The sequence below is a fragment of the Zooshikella sp. RANM57 genome (assembly GCF_050749885.1).
Taxonomy (GTDB): domain Bacteria; phylum Pseudomonadota; class Gammaproteobacteria; order Pseudomonadales; family Zooshikellaceae; genus Zooshikella.
Map to the genome: position 1 here is coordinate 1,144,530 of NZ_JBOIUB010000001.1, position 13,769 is coordinate 1,158,298.

The 13,769-nt window shown below is 37.1% G+C and carries 19 protein-coding genes and 1 pseudogene; 14 read left to right on the forward strand and 6 right to left on the reverse strand.

The window, feature by feature from the left end:
• Positions 1-92 precede the first annotated feature (92 nt).
• Positions 93-1,046: a LysR family transcriptional regulator gene (locus tag ACQ96U_RS04430; protein WP_431720023.1), complete on the reverse strand. Its 954-nt coding sequence runs from the start codon at positions 1,044-1,046 to the stop codon at positions 93-95.
• A gap of 399 nt (positions 1,047-1,445) precedes the next feature.
• Here ACQ96U_RS04430 and ACQ96U_RS04435 point away from each other — a divergent pair, with 399 nt between their 5' ends.
• From ACQ96U_RS04435 to ACQ96U_RS04455, 5 genes and pseudogenes are all read left to right on the forward strand, one after another.
• Entirely contained in the window at positions 1,446-1,667 is a 222-nt protein-coding gene (locus ACQ96U_RS04435; RefSeq protein WP_431720024.1) for a hypothetical protein, read from the forward strand.
• A gap of 46 nt (positions 1,668-1,713) precedes the next feature.
• Positions 1,714-1,881, forward strand: a complete 168-nt coding sequence (locus ACQ96U_RS04440; protein WP_431720135.1) for a sodium-dependent bicarbonate transport family permease — start codon at positions 1,714-1,716, stop codon at positions 1,879-1,881.
• Positions 1,830-1,976, forward strand: a pseudogene (locus ACQ96U_RS04445) (sodium-dependent bicarbonate transport family permease); the annotation flags it as partial. The gene ACQ96U_RS04440 and the pseudogene ACQ96U_RS04445, both read left to right, overlap by 52 nt.
• A gap of 86 nt (positions 1,977-2,062) precedes the next feature.
• Positions 2,063-2,962: a universal stress protein gene (locus ACQ96U_RS04450; protein ID WP_431720025.1), complete on the forward strand. Its 900-nt coding sequence runs from the start codon at positions 2,063-2,065 to the stop codon at positions 2,960-2,962.
• 119 nt (positions 2,963-3,081) lie between these two features.
• Positions 3,082-3,528: a phosphate-starvation-inducible PsiE family protein gene (locus ACQ96U_RS04455; protein ID WP_431720026.1), complete on the forward strand. Its 447-nt coding sequence runs from the start codon at positions 3,082-3,084 to the stop codon at positions 3,526-3,528.
• Between the two features lie 20 nt (positions 3,529-3,548).
• Here ACQ96U_RS04455 and ACQ96U_RS04460 read toward each other — a convergent pair whose 3' ends face one another.
• Complete coding sequence (locus tag ACQ96U_RS04460) at positions 3,549-4,277, reverse strand: zinc ribbon domain-containing protein (protein WP_431720027.1); 729 nt, start codon at positions 4,275-4,277, stop codon at positions 3,549-3,551.
• Positions 4,278-4,450: 173 nt separating this feature from the next.
• On the opposite strand from ACQ96U_RS04460, the gene ACQ96U_RS04465 reads away from it, so the two are divergent.
• The 4 genes from ACQ96U_RS04465 (at position 4,451) to ACQ96U_RS04480 (ending at position 6,684) form a co-directional block, all read left to right on the forward strand.
• Entirely contained in the window at positions 4,451-4,618 is a 168-nt protein-coding gene (locus ACQ96U_RS04465; protein ID WP_431720028.1) for a hypothetical protein, read from the forward strand.
• Between the two features lie 299 nt (positions 4,619-4,917).
• Positions 4,918-5,229 (forward strand): tetratricopeptide repeat protein, encoded by a 312-nt coding sequence (locus tag ACQ96U_RS04470; RefSeq protein ID WP_431720029.1) that lies wholly within the window; start codon positions 4,918-4,920, stop codon positions 5,227-5,229.
• Positions 5,230-5,659: 430 nt separating this feature from the next.
• On the forward strand, positions 5,660-6,193 hold the full coding sequence (locus tag ACQ96U_RS04475) for a cysteine hydrolase family protein (protein WP_431720030.1): 534 nt from the start codon (positions 5,660-5,662) through the stop codon (positions 6,191-6,193).
• A gap of 68 nt (positions 6,194-6,261) precedes the next feature.
• On the forward strand, positions 6,262-6,684 hold the full coding sequence (locus ACQ96U_RS04480) for a GFA family protein (RefSeq protein WP_431720031.1): 423 nt from the start codon (positions 6,262-6,264) through the stop codon (positions 6,682-6,684).
• 103 nt (positions 6,685-6,787) lie between these two features.
• Here ACQ96U_RS04480 and ACQ96U_RS04485 read toward each other — a convergent pair whose 3' ends face one another.
• Together ACQ96U_RS04485 and ACQ96U_RS04490 are read right to left on the reverse strand one after the other, a co-directional pair.
• Positions 6,788-7,354, reverse strand: a complete 567-nt coding sequence (locus ACQ96U_RS04485) for a chloramphenicol phosphotransferase CPT family protein (RefSeq protein WP_431720032.1) — start codon at positions 7,352-7,354, stop codon at positions 6,788-6,790.
• Between the two features lie 90 nt (positions 7,355-7,444).
• Complete coding sequence (locus tag ACQ96U_RS04490; protein ID WP_431720033.1) at positions 7,445-7,921, reverse strand: HPP family protein; 477 nt, start codon at positions 7,919-7,921, stop codon at positions 7,445-7,447.
• A gap of 113 nt (positions 7,922-8,034) precedes the next feature.
• Between ACQ96U_RS04490 and ACQ96U_RS04495 the strand changes: the two genes are divergently transcribed.
• Positions 8,035-8,598 (forward strand): TetR/AcrR family transcriptional regulator, encoded by a 564-nt coding sequence (locus ACQ96U_RS04495; RefSeq protein WP_431720034.1) that lies wholly within the window; start codon positions 8,035-8,037, stop codon positions 8,596-8,598.
• 11 nt (positions 8,599-8,609) lie between these two features.
• On the opposite strand, the gene ACQ96U_RS04500 is transcribed toward ACQ96U_RS04495, so the two are convergent.
• Together ACQ96U_RS04500 and ACQ96U_RS04505 are read right to left on the reverse strand one after the other, a co-directional pair.
• A complete protein-coding gene (locus ACQ96U_RS04500; protein ID WP_431720035.1) occupies positions 8,610-9,068 on the reverse strand; it encodes a GNAT family N-acetyltransferase in 459 nt (152 codons plus the stop codon).
• Positions 9,069-9,133: 65 nt separating this feature from the next.
• Positions 9,134-9,589 carry a GNAT family N-acetyltransferase gene (locus tag ACQ96U_RS04505; protein ID WP_431720036.1) on the reverse strand — a complete coding sequence of 152 codons (456 nt, stop codon included), beginning with the start codon at positions 9,587-9,589 and terminating at the stop codon, positions 9,134-9,136.
• A gap of 188 nt (positions 9,590-9,777) precedes the next feature.
• Here ACQ96U_RS04505 and ACQ96U_RS04510 point away from each other — a divergent pair, with 188 nt between their 5' ends.
• The 4 genes from ACQ96U_RS04510 to ACQ96U_RS04525 all read left to right on the forward strand — a co-directional run bounded on the left by ACQ96U_RS04510 (position 9,778) and on the right by ACQ96U_RS04525 (position 13,592).
• Positions 9,778-9,990, forward strand: coding sequence for a hypothetical protein (locus ACQ96U_RS04510; protein WP_431720037.1), 213 nt, complete (start codon positions 9,778-9,780; stop codon positions 9,988-9,990).
• Between the two features lie 134 nt (positions 9,991-10,124).
• A complete protein-coding gene (locus tag ACQ96U_RS04515) occupies positions 10,125-10,775 on the forward strand; it encodes a hypothetical protein (RefSeq protein ID WP_431720038.1) in 651 nt (216 codons plus the stop codon).
• 183 nt (positions 10,776-10,958) lie between these two features.
• Complete coding sequence (locus ACQ96U_RS04520) at positions 10,959-13,226, forward strand: heavy metal translocating P-type ATPase (RefSeq protein ID WP_431720039.1); 2,268 nt, start codon at positions 10,959-10,961, stop codon at positions 13,224-13,226.
• Positions 13,227-13,238: 12 nt separating this feature from the next.
• The gene (locus tag ACQ96U_RS04525) at positions 13,239-13,592 is read left to right on the forward strand and encodes a cupredoxin domain-containing protein (RefSeq protein ID WP_431720040.1); all 354 of its coding nucleotides are present in this window, start codon (positions 13,239-13,241) and stop codon (positions 13,590-13,592) included.
• The last annotated feature ends 177 nt before the right edge of the window (positions 13,593-13,769 follow it).

Sequence of the window (13,769 nt, forward strand, 5' to 3'; positions counted from 1 at the left end):
AATATTTTAAGGTGTTTTGTCCCTGACAGTAATTATGAGCTTAGGCTGGTAGTTTGGTTATTTATTAAGTAGATCAACTTTTTCTAAGCTTATTACACATCCAACTTTTCTTGGTGCAGCTCTGATAGTAGAGTCTCTTTGCCTTCTGACTGTACGTAGTTTAAAAATGTGTTTGCAATAATTGAAAGTTGTTTGCCTTGTAACCAGGCAAAGTACCAGTGCGTTTTTATTGGGAGTGCTTTGATTGGTAATTCTACTAATCTTGAGCGTCCACCAAAAGCAAGGGTATGTGCAGAAAGGATGGATATGCCTAAGCCTAAGCCAGACATCACGGCATGTTTAATGGCTTCGTTGCTTTCAATGGTCATTTTGAGGTTTAACTGTATTTGGTGCTCTTTCATAAATTCTTCGATGGCGAAGCGAGTGCCTGAACCCTTTTCCCTCATTAAAAAAGGTGCATTGGTGATTGTTTCAAGTTGAATTCGCTTTTTAGTTGCCAAAGGGTGATGCTGAGGAGCAATTGCAACAAGAGGATTTGGTAGAAATTCAATCGTTTCGATGGCTATATCTTCAGGTAAGTGGCTGAATACACAAAAGTCGTCTTTACCTGCAGTTAATCGATCAATAACTTGCTGACGATTGGCTACTTTTAACTGGATGTCTATTGCAGGGTAACGCTGACAAAAAGGCCCTAATAAATGAGGAATAAAGTACTGAGATGTAGTCACTACAGCTATTTTTAAAGTACCTGACTTAAGGCCTCGTAAGTCGGATAGTTTTGTTTCTAAGTCAACAAAACTGCTGAGTACATCTTTGGCGGTTGTAGCCAGCGTGTGCCCAGCATCAGTAAAGACAAGTTTCCGGCCGACTTGTTCATAAAGAGGCATATCAATGGCTTCAACCAGCTTTTTGATTTGCATAGAAACCGTCGGTTGCGTTAGGTGAAGAGTCTCAGATGCTGCTGTAATACTGCCTCCTTCATAAACCGCAAGAAAGATTTCCAGCTGACGTATAGTTCCGATATGTGCATGTAGTCTTGAAGTCATAATGAGAAAGCTGTGTTGATGTAATTATATAGATTTATATCTATTCCATTAAAAATATTATAGCTATATCTCTATATAATATACAGTTTGTAAAAGAGTGCCATATCAAGCTTGATTCAAGATGTCTACGGTTCTAAATACTATTATCTTATTAAAAAATAAACGTATTAATTAACCGAAAATAACTGGAATAGTAGTTGATATGACAATATATAGATATTTATCTATATAAAATCTAGATAATATCTATTTTTATCTAACTAATTTGTAGTTCATGATTATCCCATAACGAAGGTTTTTTAACAGAGTTAGTTTGGTTTGTTAAAACCGACTGTTCATAGGAAAACGAGATGTTAGATAGTTTGCCAGGTTATTAGGAAAATTAAGGGAGGATGAATTATGAGATTTAATCGATCTGTGACCTTTGGGGTTTTGGTTGGTTTGTGTTTGATTTTGGTGGGGACAGTGTTAGTCAGTCAAAATTATATCAGCTGGGCACTAGCTTGTGTGGGTGCTTTTTTACTATCCATTAACCTAATAAATGCAAAAGCATTAAAACAGACAAGCGAACCTTCTGCGATTAGCCACTCATCACTGAAAAATAGTGTTTTTAGCACTTGACTTTCAATGGAGGAAGTATGCAGTTTGATGTTGTCGTTGCATTTTTATACTAGGGATTATTGCTAAATTAATGCGGGCAGAATTATTTTTTCCTAAAGGGCTTTCACAAACACTTACCCTTTTTTTAATGATTGCAATTGGTTTGAAGAGGCAAGTGCCTCTTATATTGCGGTACCTGCTGCACTTAAAGTGGCTTTACCAAAAGCTAATATGAGTCTGTCTATTACCGCATCATTAGCGGTCACATTTCCATTTAATGTATTGGTAGGGATTCCAATCTATATTACTTATGGATATTGGCTGTCTTGACTTGGATAGGGTTTATTTAGCAATCAAAGAGAGGTGTTATCATGAATATTAAGAAAATTTTAGTGCCAATTTCGCCTGAATAATCTGTGACAGAGAATTTTCATCAAATATTCCAATTTGCGAATCAAAAGAAAATTCCTGTTACATTATTGTCTGTTATTGAACAGATAACACCTAATTGTGTAGCACAGTATACAGAACAGGCTTCGTGGGAAATACTAGAGCAGATTAAGAAGGCACAGCAAAAAAAGTTAGACAATGAAGTGAATGAGTTAGCCCATCAATATAACAATAGTACATTTAATTATGAGCTGGTCTCAGGTATTCCTTTTGTGGAAATAATAAAGAAGGCCTCAGAAGGTGGTTTTGACTTAATAGCAATTGATGCAAGTCGTGGCTATAAAAGTAGAGCTGCGCAGTTCGAAAGTACTACGCGTCATTTAATGCGAAAGTCTCCTACACCGTTATGGACAGTTGTTACTGATTCTCATAAAAAAATTAAGCGTGTGTTAGCGGCTGTGGACGTGGCCGCACCAACTGATGATGGGCTTGAGTTAAATAAAAAAATAATTTCATGTGCCGCATCATTCGCTTCTGTGAATGATGCAGAGCTTTATGTATTTCATGCTTGGCGTTTATTTGGTGAAGGGTATTTCCGTTCTTGGGGGCGGTTAAGTGAGCTTGAAATTGCTGAGTTTGCATTAAAGGAAAGAGATGCACGTAACGAAAAACTGACTGAACTTACTCGTCCAGTTGAAGAAGCAAAAATTACATTACACCAAGTATTAAGTGAAGGAGAACCAGAAGAAATATTACCAAAATTTATTCACCAAAATACCGTTGATTTGCTTGTTATGGGGACTGTTTGTAGGACTGGTATTGCAGGCTTTTTAATTGGTAATAAGGCTGAAAATTTACTAGATGCAGTTCAATGTTCAGTCATTACGTTAAAGCCAGATCATTTCGATTCACCTGTTTTGGATTAGTTGGAATGGATGTGCTAATGAATAGCTTTATAAATACTTTTTAATCTTTAACGGATGCCTGTCATTAAATTTGGTTTATTTAAAAGGTCGGTTGCCTTTAAATTAGAGGGTTTTACTCTGTGAAAATCGATATGCAAGATAAACTCATATACCATCTTCAAAAATCTATACATTTTGCCGTTAGGGTGCTGGCCATACTTAGGGTGTTTGTTATCATTATGGGTGTTATAGGTGTAGGCTGGGCTTTGTACCAAAGGCTTATATCTCCATCATTCTTAATTTTAACAAGAACCGATATGCTTGCTACATTTGGAGCATTTTTAGCGGTGTTAATCGCCATTGAAATATTTATAAATATTACGGTTTGTTTGCGAGATGATGTTATTCATGTCAAGATTGTAATGGCGACAGCACTCATGGCTATTGCTCGAAAAGTGATTATTATGGATCATGAAGCGTCAGATCCCTTTTATATATTTGCTATTGGTGTGGTTGTTTTGTCAATGAGTGTTGGTTATTGGCTAATTCATCGCTTACCCAGAAAAAATCATTTGGAGGAAGTCTGAATTATAGCAAAGAAACAAGGTTAATGTAGCATTTTAAATTGCTTTAAGACGATGATGGTTCCCCAAAGGACTGAGCTGATCATTATTATTGATCCTAAGCAGTGTACACCTACCGCAATGGATTGATCGTATTGAAGTAAGCCTGTTTCAGTCAAAATGTACTCCCAGTCATGAAAACCATAAGGTGATGAATGTCCATAGTTTCCTCCTAGCAATAACAGTTGACCAGCCCTGGCATCATTAATATAAGGTGCCATGTCTAGAAAATTTTCGCCAAACCACCAGGCACAGACTGATGCAGCAAAAGTGTTGTGTTGTTTAATTAAAAAAACATAAAAACAAATTAGAGGCATTAGTAGTTGACCTAATGTTCCACCGAGAGAGGTCATAAACTCACCAAAAGGTCGAAAAATAACATGACCTGCTTCATGAAAAGGTAAATTTATTAAATGTAAGAATGAACTACCTGTAGCATTGCTACTAATTGAAGAAAAAATTAACAATAATCCCCAAATGCTGATTACTATCAGCACCGCAGCACGACTGTATACGGAAGGGCTGTCAACTTTTTCCCCAGGGTAAAATAAAGTTTCCTTAAGTGTTATTTTAGGATATATGCTCGTTTCCGTTTGAGAAATAGTGGAGTTTTCTGTTGGGTGGTATTTGAAATATTTTTCAAAAATAATACCGCAGTGTTTGCATGCTGTATTGGAGTCTGGTTGTTCACATTGACACTTAGGACACTTCATAGTCAATTCCCTCAGGCTTGAGTGCTAAGAAGGGCTATGAATTCTACTCTCTTCTTAATAGTATTTTAATTGAAAAAATATTTATTAAATGAACGCTCATATACGTACTGTATTAATTGTAATCCTATACTATACTTAACAAGTAATTATAAGATTAACATGAGAGAATAAACATGCCACGCAAGAAAGTAAAGGCAAGTGATGTTGCTGAAACCCATCAGTCTATTGAGGCTCAAGTTGATGAATACCTGAAGTCTGGTGGAAAAATTACTCATGTGCCGCGAGGCGTAAGTGGTAGGCCTTCTATGGGTAAAGACCAAGCTATGCTGACAAAAAAATAGATGCTTTAGCAAGCATCAAGCCTTTTTGAGCAAGACAACTCGCTGAGTGGGTACATTTCCATAGCTATTTTCTCACGCCAACATTAAGGTGATATCGCTCTGATTTATTTCAAGCTTGTTAAAGGCGCTGTATATTAGAGTGTAACATCTACCTTTTATGGATTATCCATCATTGAATAATGAGCTGTTTTGTAAAGTAGTTAACATTATAAACGGTTAAGAATACGGTATTGCCTAGTCTCCTAGGGGAATAAGTATGTTAAGATTTACTTATTTACAAGAGGAGAAAGGTTGTTCAGATGAAAAAGCTGATTTGGGTAATGCTTACGTTGACGCTAACAGGTTGTGGTTCCATGGCTAGGGATGGGGCATTTATTAGAGCGCAAAATAATTTTAGTGATGGTGATTTTGAAGAAACTATAGAAATTTCTGATAGAGCGCTTAGAATGTATGAGTATGATAATGAAGCCAAAGCACAGCTTTTATTCTTAAAAGCACAAAGCTATCAGAAATTAAATAAATCTGCAGAAGCTCGTACAACATACCAATTTATAATTGATAAATATCCCAATACTGAGTATGCATATAGAGCAAAGCAAGTTTTAAATTAGCACTATATTATCCTTTCCAATTTTCCCTTGAGTTTTTTTAGCAGCGCCAATTTGATTCTATCGGATTGGTAATGCTTTTTTTCTTGTTTTTCCATCTTCATTACGGGTTAAATGCTGACAATAGACCCTTGTGTTCAGCTGCGATTATAAAAACGATTCATAAAGGGTATATGTTTTGGTAAGACAGTATCTATGAGTTAGTAGTGTTGTTAAAAAGTAGTCAACGTGTTTGAATTAGACTGTATTGGTTGAATTTTAGACAGGTATGAGATTAAGGTTAGGTGTCTTGAGTGCTTTTGGAACATCAAAAATTGTCTATTTTGCAGTAACAATTTATCATTGCTTCTTGGTAAGCGCGAAGTATAGTGAGTGAATGTACTGACTATCCGTGTAATTTATAAGATAGACTGGGTTTTAGGGCATAATGATTATGAAATCAGCAGTATTGGTCATTGATGTACAGTGTATCCTTTTTGATAAAGAGCCAAGACCTTATGAAGCTGATGAAGTTGTACAACGAATCAATGCTGTTACTGATCAGGCAAGATATTCAAATACGCCTGTTATTTTCGTTCAGCATGAGCAACCGCATACATTGCTGGAATATGGAAGTGAGACTTGGAAATTGCAGTTAGGTCTAAAGGTTGCAGACAACGACTATAAAATTCGTAAAACGACACCTGATTCATTTTTACGAACTAACTTGGCAGATACTTTACAAGCGTTAAACGTAGATACGCTGATAGTTTGTGGTTATGCTTCGGAATTTTGTATTGATACTACGGTTCGCCGAGCTGCAGCATTGGGCTATAACGTACAACTGGTAGCTGATGCCCATACCACACATGATAAAAAACATGCAACGGCTAAACAAATTCGTGAGCATCATACAAATACACTTTCAGGAATTTCTAGCTTTGAATCTAAGATTTCGGCTGTAGAGTCAACAGATCTTAAGATTTAACATATACTCTTGATGAAGGGTAAATATATAGTAATTCACTTTCTTTCTAATGAGCATTGGAGCGCACCATGAGTGATGTTTCATATCCGATTGCAGGATCATGTCAATGTGGAAATGTAACCTATCAATTGCTTGAAGCACCTTCACTTGTGGTTGCTTGTCATTGTCGTGAATGCCAAAAATTGTCAACCAGTGCTTTTAGTATTACTGCCTTGGTTAAAGCAAGTTCGGTAGTTTTTCAAGGAGAGATGAAACAGTGGGAACGTATAGCAGATAGCGGTAATAAAAACTATGCTAAATTTTGTTCAAACTGTGGTAATCGCATGTATCATTTTGATCCTGATAAACCAGACGTTATTAAATTAAAACCATGTACGTTGAATGATACTCGTATTATTAATCCAACGGTTCATGTATGGGTGAGAGAAAAGCAGGCATGGTATCAGATTCCTGAAGGAGTCAAGCAATTTGAAACTCAGCCTAGTCTTTAAACGTTAATCTAATAAACAATTAAGTGGGTCATAAAGTGTGAAGCCAGAAGACGAAAGGGGGGAAAGAAGGGGATCCTAAACATATAATCATGATATGTATCTATTAGTTCTGGATAAACTGTGCAATTGCCTTAGCACAGGTTTTTGTAGAGTTTTTAGTCGTATCAACACTGAAATCATAGTTAATACCTTGATGAACACGATAAAACTGTTCTTTTGCGGTATTTTGTTTTCGGTTTTTTCTGTTTCTTTCTCTATTTTCGAGTATGTCTAAATCACAATGTACGGCAATATAGGCTACTTTATATTGTGCTAGGATTGATCTCCATATTTTCATTTCCGCCTCGCCATTTGTAACATCATCTACGATAAGGCGAAGACCGCTATTCACTAAGTTTGCAACTGTTTTTCGATAGGCATTATTGACTTTTATGGCGTATGAGCCTGACTGGATCTGATAACCACTTGTATTGTCGGGTAATGAAATTTCCTTCCAGTAAAAGCCTTCTTTTTCGGAGTTTCCTTCCAAATCGTTGGATTTTGACGGCATCATAGCTATAAAGTGATCAATACCAATGTGCAGATAATAATCTGGTAATATTGCCTGCAATTCAGTAGCTATACTACTTTTACCAGAACAACTTGTGCCATTTAAAAATAATACATCCATAGGCTAAATAATATCAACTAATTGAGTTAGTAGGTTGGCATGTTGATATCGAAGATATGAGAATGTTTTAGTGAAGTTTATTATTGAGTGTTAAAGCCACTTATTTGGGTAAGCACGCTTACAAATCCATCGATGATATACCACACCAATCGTTACAATCAGTAGGGTACCAATGAATACAGGGTTAAACAAGAATATCCAAGACTGCCCTGTCAACATGATTAATAATGGATTGGCACCTGCTGGTGGATGAGTCGTTTTAGTCACTATCATGAGTGCCACTGCAAGCCCAACCGCAGCGCCTAGCGTCCAGGCATTGACAACAAAAAAATGGAGCATAATTAACCCTATTAGTGTTGTCATTAAGTGGCCCAAAATAATATTTCGTGGCTGGGCGAGTGGGCTATCAGGTAGTCCAAACAAAATAACTATGGTTGCACCAAAAGGCGCCATTAACCATGCGAGGGATTGTGTTGCTTGGTCTAATGAACTCAACGCTGTTATACATAACATTGCACCAATACCTGCGGTTACTGCAGGCCACCGAGTTAGAACATTTGTGGTCATAAGACACTTTTCTCTTTTTTTGGTGGACCAATCTGTCTACTTGGTATGGTAGACAAATTTGTTCACCTGTGTCAACATAGTTTTTCAAGAGATAGGTTTTGATGAGTAGGTTAATGAATAAACGTGAAAAACTGATTCAAACTGCCTTTGAGCTTTTTTATAGACATGGTATTCATGCGGTAGGCATAAACCAAATACTTAAAGAGTCGGGTATTGCAAAGAAAACACTGTACTCCTATTTTGAAAGCAAAGAACAACTGGTATGTGAAGTCGTTTCTTATCGAGATCAAATTTTTATTGGCTGGCTCAACACGAGATTAAATGAAGTCGAACAAGGTTTACCTGCTATCGAGGCCTTATTTGATGCATTAGACGATTGGTTTAATAGTCGAGTAGATGTATTAATGGATTTTCGTGGTTGTTTTTTTATTAATGCATGTGCTGAGTTTTGTGATCACGAAATTAATCGGCGCTGTCTAGCACACAAAGAAAAGGTATCTCATCTCATTGAACAGCATGTTCGACAATTGAATATATCTAATGATAATGTTGAGACTGTAACTGAAGAGCTTTGTTTTTTAAAAGAAGGTGCTATTACTCAAGCGTATGTCCTCGGTGATCTTGATGCCGCTAAAAAAGCTAAAAAGATTGCTTTAAAGCTTATCCCTAAAAATTAAATGCTTGAGCGTCAAATAGCGAGTTGCTTTGAGAAGCAGATAGATGTTGTAGTGAATTGATATCGACCATAGTTTGGTTGGATTCGGTAATTATTTTTTAAATAAAATTGAATGGCTTTACTATTAATTTTACGTGTTGAAAGCCAGATTTCTTTATAGCCTGACTCTTTAGCAAATGTTTCCAATTCTGCCAGAATAAGGTTGCCAAACCCATTTTTAGGAAGTTTTGAATACATTCTTTTTATTTCACAAATACGGGAAGATATGGGCCGTATTGACCCACAAGCGACAGGAGCGCTATCTTTTAGAAGTATAATAAATATGGATTGTGTTGATTCGTTAAAATCCTGTGTGTTAAATGATGACTCACCGGTATCTCCTGTAATTTCTAGAAGCTTGGCGGAGAGCTCATTTTGGAGCAGAATAGCTTGGTCTGAGTCAGGGTGGACCTTAACAATTTTTAATGTCATATGTTTTTCTATGGTGAGGTATGCTTATTCGGTAGATGTAAAGTGTTGTTATACAAAAACAGGTGTTAGAGTTGTTTGGTCATGAAAGCACTATAAGGATCATTACAGTAGTCAGCAAAGGGTTCACAGTAGTTAAAACCAAAGCATTGATATAACTTGTGTGCAGGCTTGAACGCTTCTGTAGTGCCTGTTTCAAGACTGATTTTTTTGTAACCTCGTTCTTTGGCTTCAATCAGGATATGTTGCAGTAGATGAGTTGCAATGCCTTTTCGTAGGTGAGATTTAGCTGTTCGCATAGATTTTAGTTCAGCATGGTGCATCGTGAGCCTTTTTAGTGCACCACAGCCCATGACCTCATGTCCTTCCCATATACTCCAAAAAGTAATATCAGGTTTACGCAGTGCATTGAGTTCAAGTGCATGAATGCTTTCTGGAGGGGAGTTAGCTTTCATACCTTCAAGGTGTTCGCTTAATAGTTGGATTACTTTTGGCTCAGATAAGTCATCAATTATTATCTTCATAAAAATACTTCAGTTGTAGTTATACTTCAGTAGATTGACAATTTCAGCAAATGTTATGCCAAATGTCATGCATTCCTGACTATATAAACTTGTGTTTATTACATAATGGTTAGATATTTTCAGGCTATACTGGGGATTGCTAGGGGCTACATTTGTAACATACCTATATAAAATAGGTGTATATATTAATGAAAAGATATTTAGAACTGTTCACTGATCGTTTTCTGCTCTTGATTACTGCTATTGTTTTGGCCATTTTAGCCTGGCTGTTTTGGAGTAGTAGTGGTCAGTCTATTATGTTTGAGGCTTTCATTTTAATTTCAATCATTTTACTGGTTATTGAAAATGTTCATCTAAGGTTTCGTATTAGAGAGCTTAAAGAAAAAAATCCTCTAGAGTAAATTCATTTCTGACTAATAAAGTATTTGGTAATATCTAAAGTTATATGGGTTTACATTTAGACTTTTGTCTATATTGATTCCATCGGTAATATACATTAGGGTAATCTGTGATTTTCAAGGAAGGAGCTTAAAAAATGAAAAAAACCTTTTGTTATTCGGTTATTGCTTTTGCTATTACAAGTGTATTGGCAACGATAACTTATGCCAATGAAAGCCAGTTTGAAGAAGTGTTGAGTCCAATAAATCAAGAAGGACTGCTTCCATTAAATGATGATCAAAGTGAAATGTATAATGCGATTATGTCGCGTAGTATGAAAATTTGTAAAAACCAACGAGTGCCACAAGGTTGGGTGATAACGGGGGAAGCTTCAGGAGCAGGTTGTTCTGGTAATTTTCCAAATATGTGGATTATTAAAAAACCAAGTTCATCCGATAGTATTTGTAAAATTTCACCTTTTCCTGATGGTTATGTTATTACCTCAGAAGCATCCAGTGGGTCCTGTCCTGGTCAATTTCCTAATGTATGGAAAATTAAAAAGCCAGGTCAATCAGAATCTATTTGTAAGATATCCAGGTTACCTAAAAACTATATAATTACTCGTGAAACAAGTAGTGCATCCTGTCCTGGTCAATTTCCTAATGTGTGGAAGATAAAAATACCTGGCAGTACCGATACCATGTGTTCAATATCTCCCGTGCCTGATGGCTACGTGATTACTGGGCGAGGTAGTAGTGCAGTGTGTCCTGGTAATTTTCCAAACACTAGAAAAATAAAAAAACTATAAATATTAAACAGTCAGTACCGTTAAAATAACGAAAAGAAAAAGGCCCGTTTAGGGCCTTTTTTATGACCTCAATAGATCAGTCTTATAAGATCATTAAACTTGACCTATGTGTAACTCCTAGGTTTAAGCTATAGCTATTACTATGGGTATCTCTGAAGAACATGCTTTTATAGAGGAATGGTCATGGGACAGTCTATCGTAAATACTGAAATTGCTGAGGTTACACGGCATCAGTTGCTTGTTGAAGGCGCAGGGTGTGCGAGTTGTGTGGGTAAAATTGAAGGTGCTCTTAAACAAGTATCTGGGGTGGAACAGGCGACCATGAATTTTGCACAACGAATTGTTGTGGTGGTTGGTCATGTCACTGATGAACAACTAATCAACGCCATAGAGATGGCTGGTTATCGTGCTCAGGTAATGGCTAGCAGTACTGAAAAAGAGGCCTTGGACGAAAAGTCAAAGGCAGACTTTAAACACTATAAACAACTCATTCGTAATATGACAATTGCACTGGGGTTGGGAATTCCCCTAATGGTTTATGGCCTTTGGACTGGTGACATGACCATTTCCAGTACAACTGATCAGATAGCTTGGTTAATTATTGGTTTGTTGACCCTTGGAGTGATGGTTTTCTCCGGGAAGCACTTTTATATCGGAGCATGGAAGTCACTTAAACATCATTCAGCAACGATGGATACACTAATTGCCTTGGGAACAGGTGCAGCCTGGTTATACTCTATGCTTGTTGTCATTCTACCCAATAGTGTACCTGAAATGGCCCGTCATGTTTATTTTGAAGCAACAACCATGATTATTGGCTTAATTAATTTAGGGTTAGCGCTTGAGTTAAGGGCCAGGGGGAAAACGTCTGAGGCTATTAAACGGTTAATTGGCTTACAACCCAAAACGGCACGTGTCGTAAGAAGTGAAAAAGAAGTTGATATTCCCATTGAGCATGTACAGTTAAACGATATTATTCGGGTTAGACCTGGTGAAAAAATACCTGTTGATGGTGTTGTTAAAGAAGGACATACAACAGTTGATGAGTCCATGCTAACTGGAGAGCCAATGCCTGTTGCTAAAGGGGAGGGTGATGAGGTTGTTGGTGGTACATTAAATAAGACGGGTTCCGTGTTATTTAGCGCGACACGTATTGGTAAGGATACTGCACTGGCACATATCATCAATATGGTCAAACGTGCACAAAATTCAAAACCACCCATTGGTCGTTTAGCCGATGTAATATCGGCTTATTTTGTACCAACTGTCATGATTATTGCCGTATTAAGTGCTTTGGTCTGGCTCAATTTTGGCCCTGATCCCATTGTCGCTTTTGCACTTGTATCAGCAATGACGGTGTTAATTATTGCATGTCCATGTGCGCTAGGGTTAGCAACACCCATGTCGGTGATGGTGGGGGTTGGCAAAGCCGCTGAAGCAGGAGTTTTAATTCGTAATGGTGAAGCGTTACAGACCGCATCAAAAATCACGACAATGGTATTAGATAAAACAGGAACGATTACCCAAGGTGCACCTAAAGTAACCGACATTGTTATTTTAAGTGATATAAATGAAGAAACGATCCTCCAACTTGCTGCGAGTCTTGAGTCAGGTTCAGAACACCCATTGGCTTTGGCAATCGTTGAAACGGCTAATGAACGTAAAATATCTCTCAATAAAACAGATAATTTTAAGGCAATAACGGGTCATGGTGTTGAAGCAAGCTGCGAGAATAAGCAGTTGTTATTGGGTAATGAAAAGCTAATGCGCGCTAAGAACGTTGATATTGATGGTGTTGAGGACGAGATACGTACTTTGGCCAACGAAGCAAAAACACCCATCTATTTTGCTATTGATCATAAACTGAGTGCAATTATTGCTGTTGCTGATCCGATTAAAGAAGATGCGATCAATGCTATTCAACGGCTACAGAAAAATAATATTCGTGTTGTGATGATTACAGGTGATAATCAAGCTACTGCAAATGCTGTTGCAAAAAAGGTAGGCATTAATGACTTTTTTGCGGAGGTATTACCTGAAGAAAAAGCAGAGAAAGTGGCTATTTTGCAACAGCAAGGTGAAATTGTTGGTATGACCGGAGATGGCATTAATGATGCGCCTGCGTTAGCCAGAGCCCATGTTGGATTTGCGATAGGAACAGGTACCGATGTCGCAATCGAAAGTGCTGATGTCACACTGATGCGTGGTTCTTTGCATGGCTTAGCAGATGCAATAGCTATTAGTAAAGCCACTTTAAACAATATTAAACAAAATTTATTGGGTGCTTTTATTTATAATATTGCAGGTATTCCAATAGCCGCAGGTATTTTATATCCACTTTGGGGTATGCTGTTAAATCCAGTTATTGCTGGTGCTGCCATGGCATTTTCATCCGTTACGGTAGTCACTAATGCAAACCGGTTACGCTTTTTCAAAGCACAGAGCAATTAGGAGAGTGTGAAAATGTTTTTGGTTAACGTGTTGGGTATAGGATTAATAGGATTAATCGTTTGGTGGTTTTGGCTTTATAAGCCAACAAAGGCTATCATGGATAGTTCAAAATCCATTATTATCGTTGATAATGGAGTCTACGAGCCAGCAAACATTAAGTTAAAAGCTAATCAATCCACGATCCTTCGTTTTTTACGGAAAGATGCTTCACCCTGTGCTGAGATGGTACTGTTTCCAGACTTGGATATTAGTGAAACACTACCCTTAAATAAAACTACAGAAATAAAGCTGCCAGCCTTAAACACTGGCGAATATTCTTTTCATTGCCAAATGCAAATGTATCGAGGCGTTCTTGTTGTTGAGTAATTATTATATACTTTTTGCTGTGGGCATCACTCTTTAAAAGTAAGTATAAAAATATACCTCATTATGAGTATATAAGGTTAGCAATGTTAGCATTTTGTTATGAACTTGCTTAACAGATTTTTAGTGTTTCAATCAAATATGAGTAAATACACTTTTATTTTCTTGATTAAGTTAACT

Bases quoted from the DNA above. Each gene is read 5' to 3' on its own strand.
- ACQ96U_RS04430 (WP_431720023.1), bottom strand. From the start codon at position 1,046: ATGACTTCAAGACTACATGCACATATCGGAACTATACGTCAGCTGGAA.
- ACQ96U_RS04435 (WP_431720024.1), top strand. From the start codon at position 1,446: ATGAGATTTAATCGATCTGTGACCTTTGGGGTTTTGGTTGGTTTGTGT.
- ACQ96U_RS04460 (WP_431720027.1), bottom strand. From the start codon at position 4,277: ATGAAGTGTCCTAAGTGTCAATGTGAACAACCAGACTCCAATACAGCA.
- ACQ96U_RS04465 (WP_431720028.1), top strand. From the start codon at position 4,451: ATGCCACGCAAGAAAGTAAAGGCAAGTGATGTTGCTGAAACCCATCAG.
- ACQ96U_RS04470 (WP_431720029.1), top strand. From the start codon at position 4,918: ATGAAAAAGCTGATTTGGGTAATGCTTACGTTGACGCTAACAGGTTGT.
- ACQ96U_RS04475 (WP_431720030.1), top strand. From the start codon at position 5,660: ATGAAATCAGCAGTATTGGTCATTGATGTACAGTGTATCCTTTTTGAT.
- ACQ96U_RS04480 (WP_431720031.1), top strand. From the start codon at position 6,262: ATGAGTGATGTTTCATATCCGATTGCAGGATCATGTCAATGTGGAAAT.
- ACQ96U_RS04485 (WP_431720032.1), bottom strand. From the start codon at position 7,354: ATGGATGTATTATTTTTAAATGGCACAAGTTGTTCTGGTAAAAGTAGT.
- ACQ96U_RS04490 (WP_431720033.1), bottom strand. From the start codon at position 7,921: ATGACCACAAATGTTCTAACTCGGTGGCCTGCAGTAACCGCAGGTATT.
- ACQ96U_RS04495 (WP_431720034.1), top strand. From the start codon at position 8,035: ATGAATAAACGTGAAAAACTGATTCAAACTGCCTTTGAGCTTTTTTAT.
- ACQ96U_RS04500 (WP_431720035.1), bottom strand. From the start codon at position 9,068: ATGACATTAAAAATTGTTAAGGTCCACCCTGACTCAGACCAAGCTATT.
- ACQ96U_RS04505 (WP_431720036.1), bottom strand. From the start codon at position 9,589: ATGAAGATAATAATTGATGACTTATCTGAGCCAAAAGTAATCCAACTA.
- ACQ96U_RS04510 (WP_431720037.1), top strand. From the start codon at position 9,778: ATGAAAAGATATTTAGAACTGTTCACTGATCGTTTTCTGCTCTTGATT.
- ACQ96U_RS04515 (WP_431720038.1), top strand. From the start codon at position 10,125: ATGAAAAAAACCTTTTGTTATTCGGTTATTGCTTTTGCTATTACAAGT.
- ACQ96U_RS04520 (WP_431720039.1), top strand. From the start codon at position 10,959: ATGGGACAGTCTATCGTAAATACTGAAATTGCTGAGGTTACACGGCAT.
- ACQ96U_RS04525 (WP_431720040.1), top strand. From the start codon at position 13,239: ATGTTTTTGGTTAACGTGTTGGGTATAGGATTAATAGGATTAATCGTT.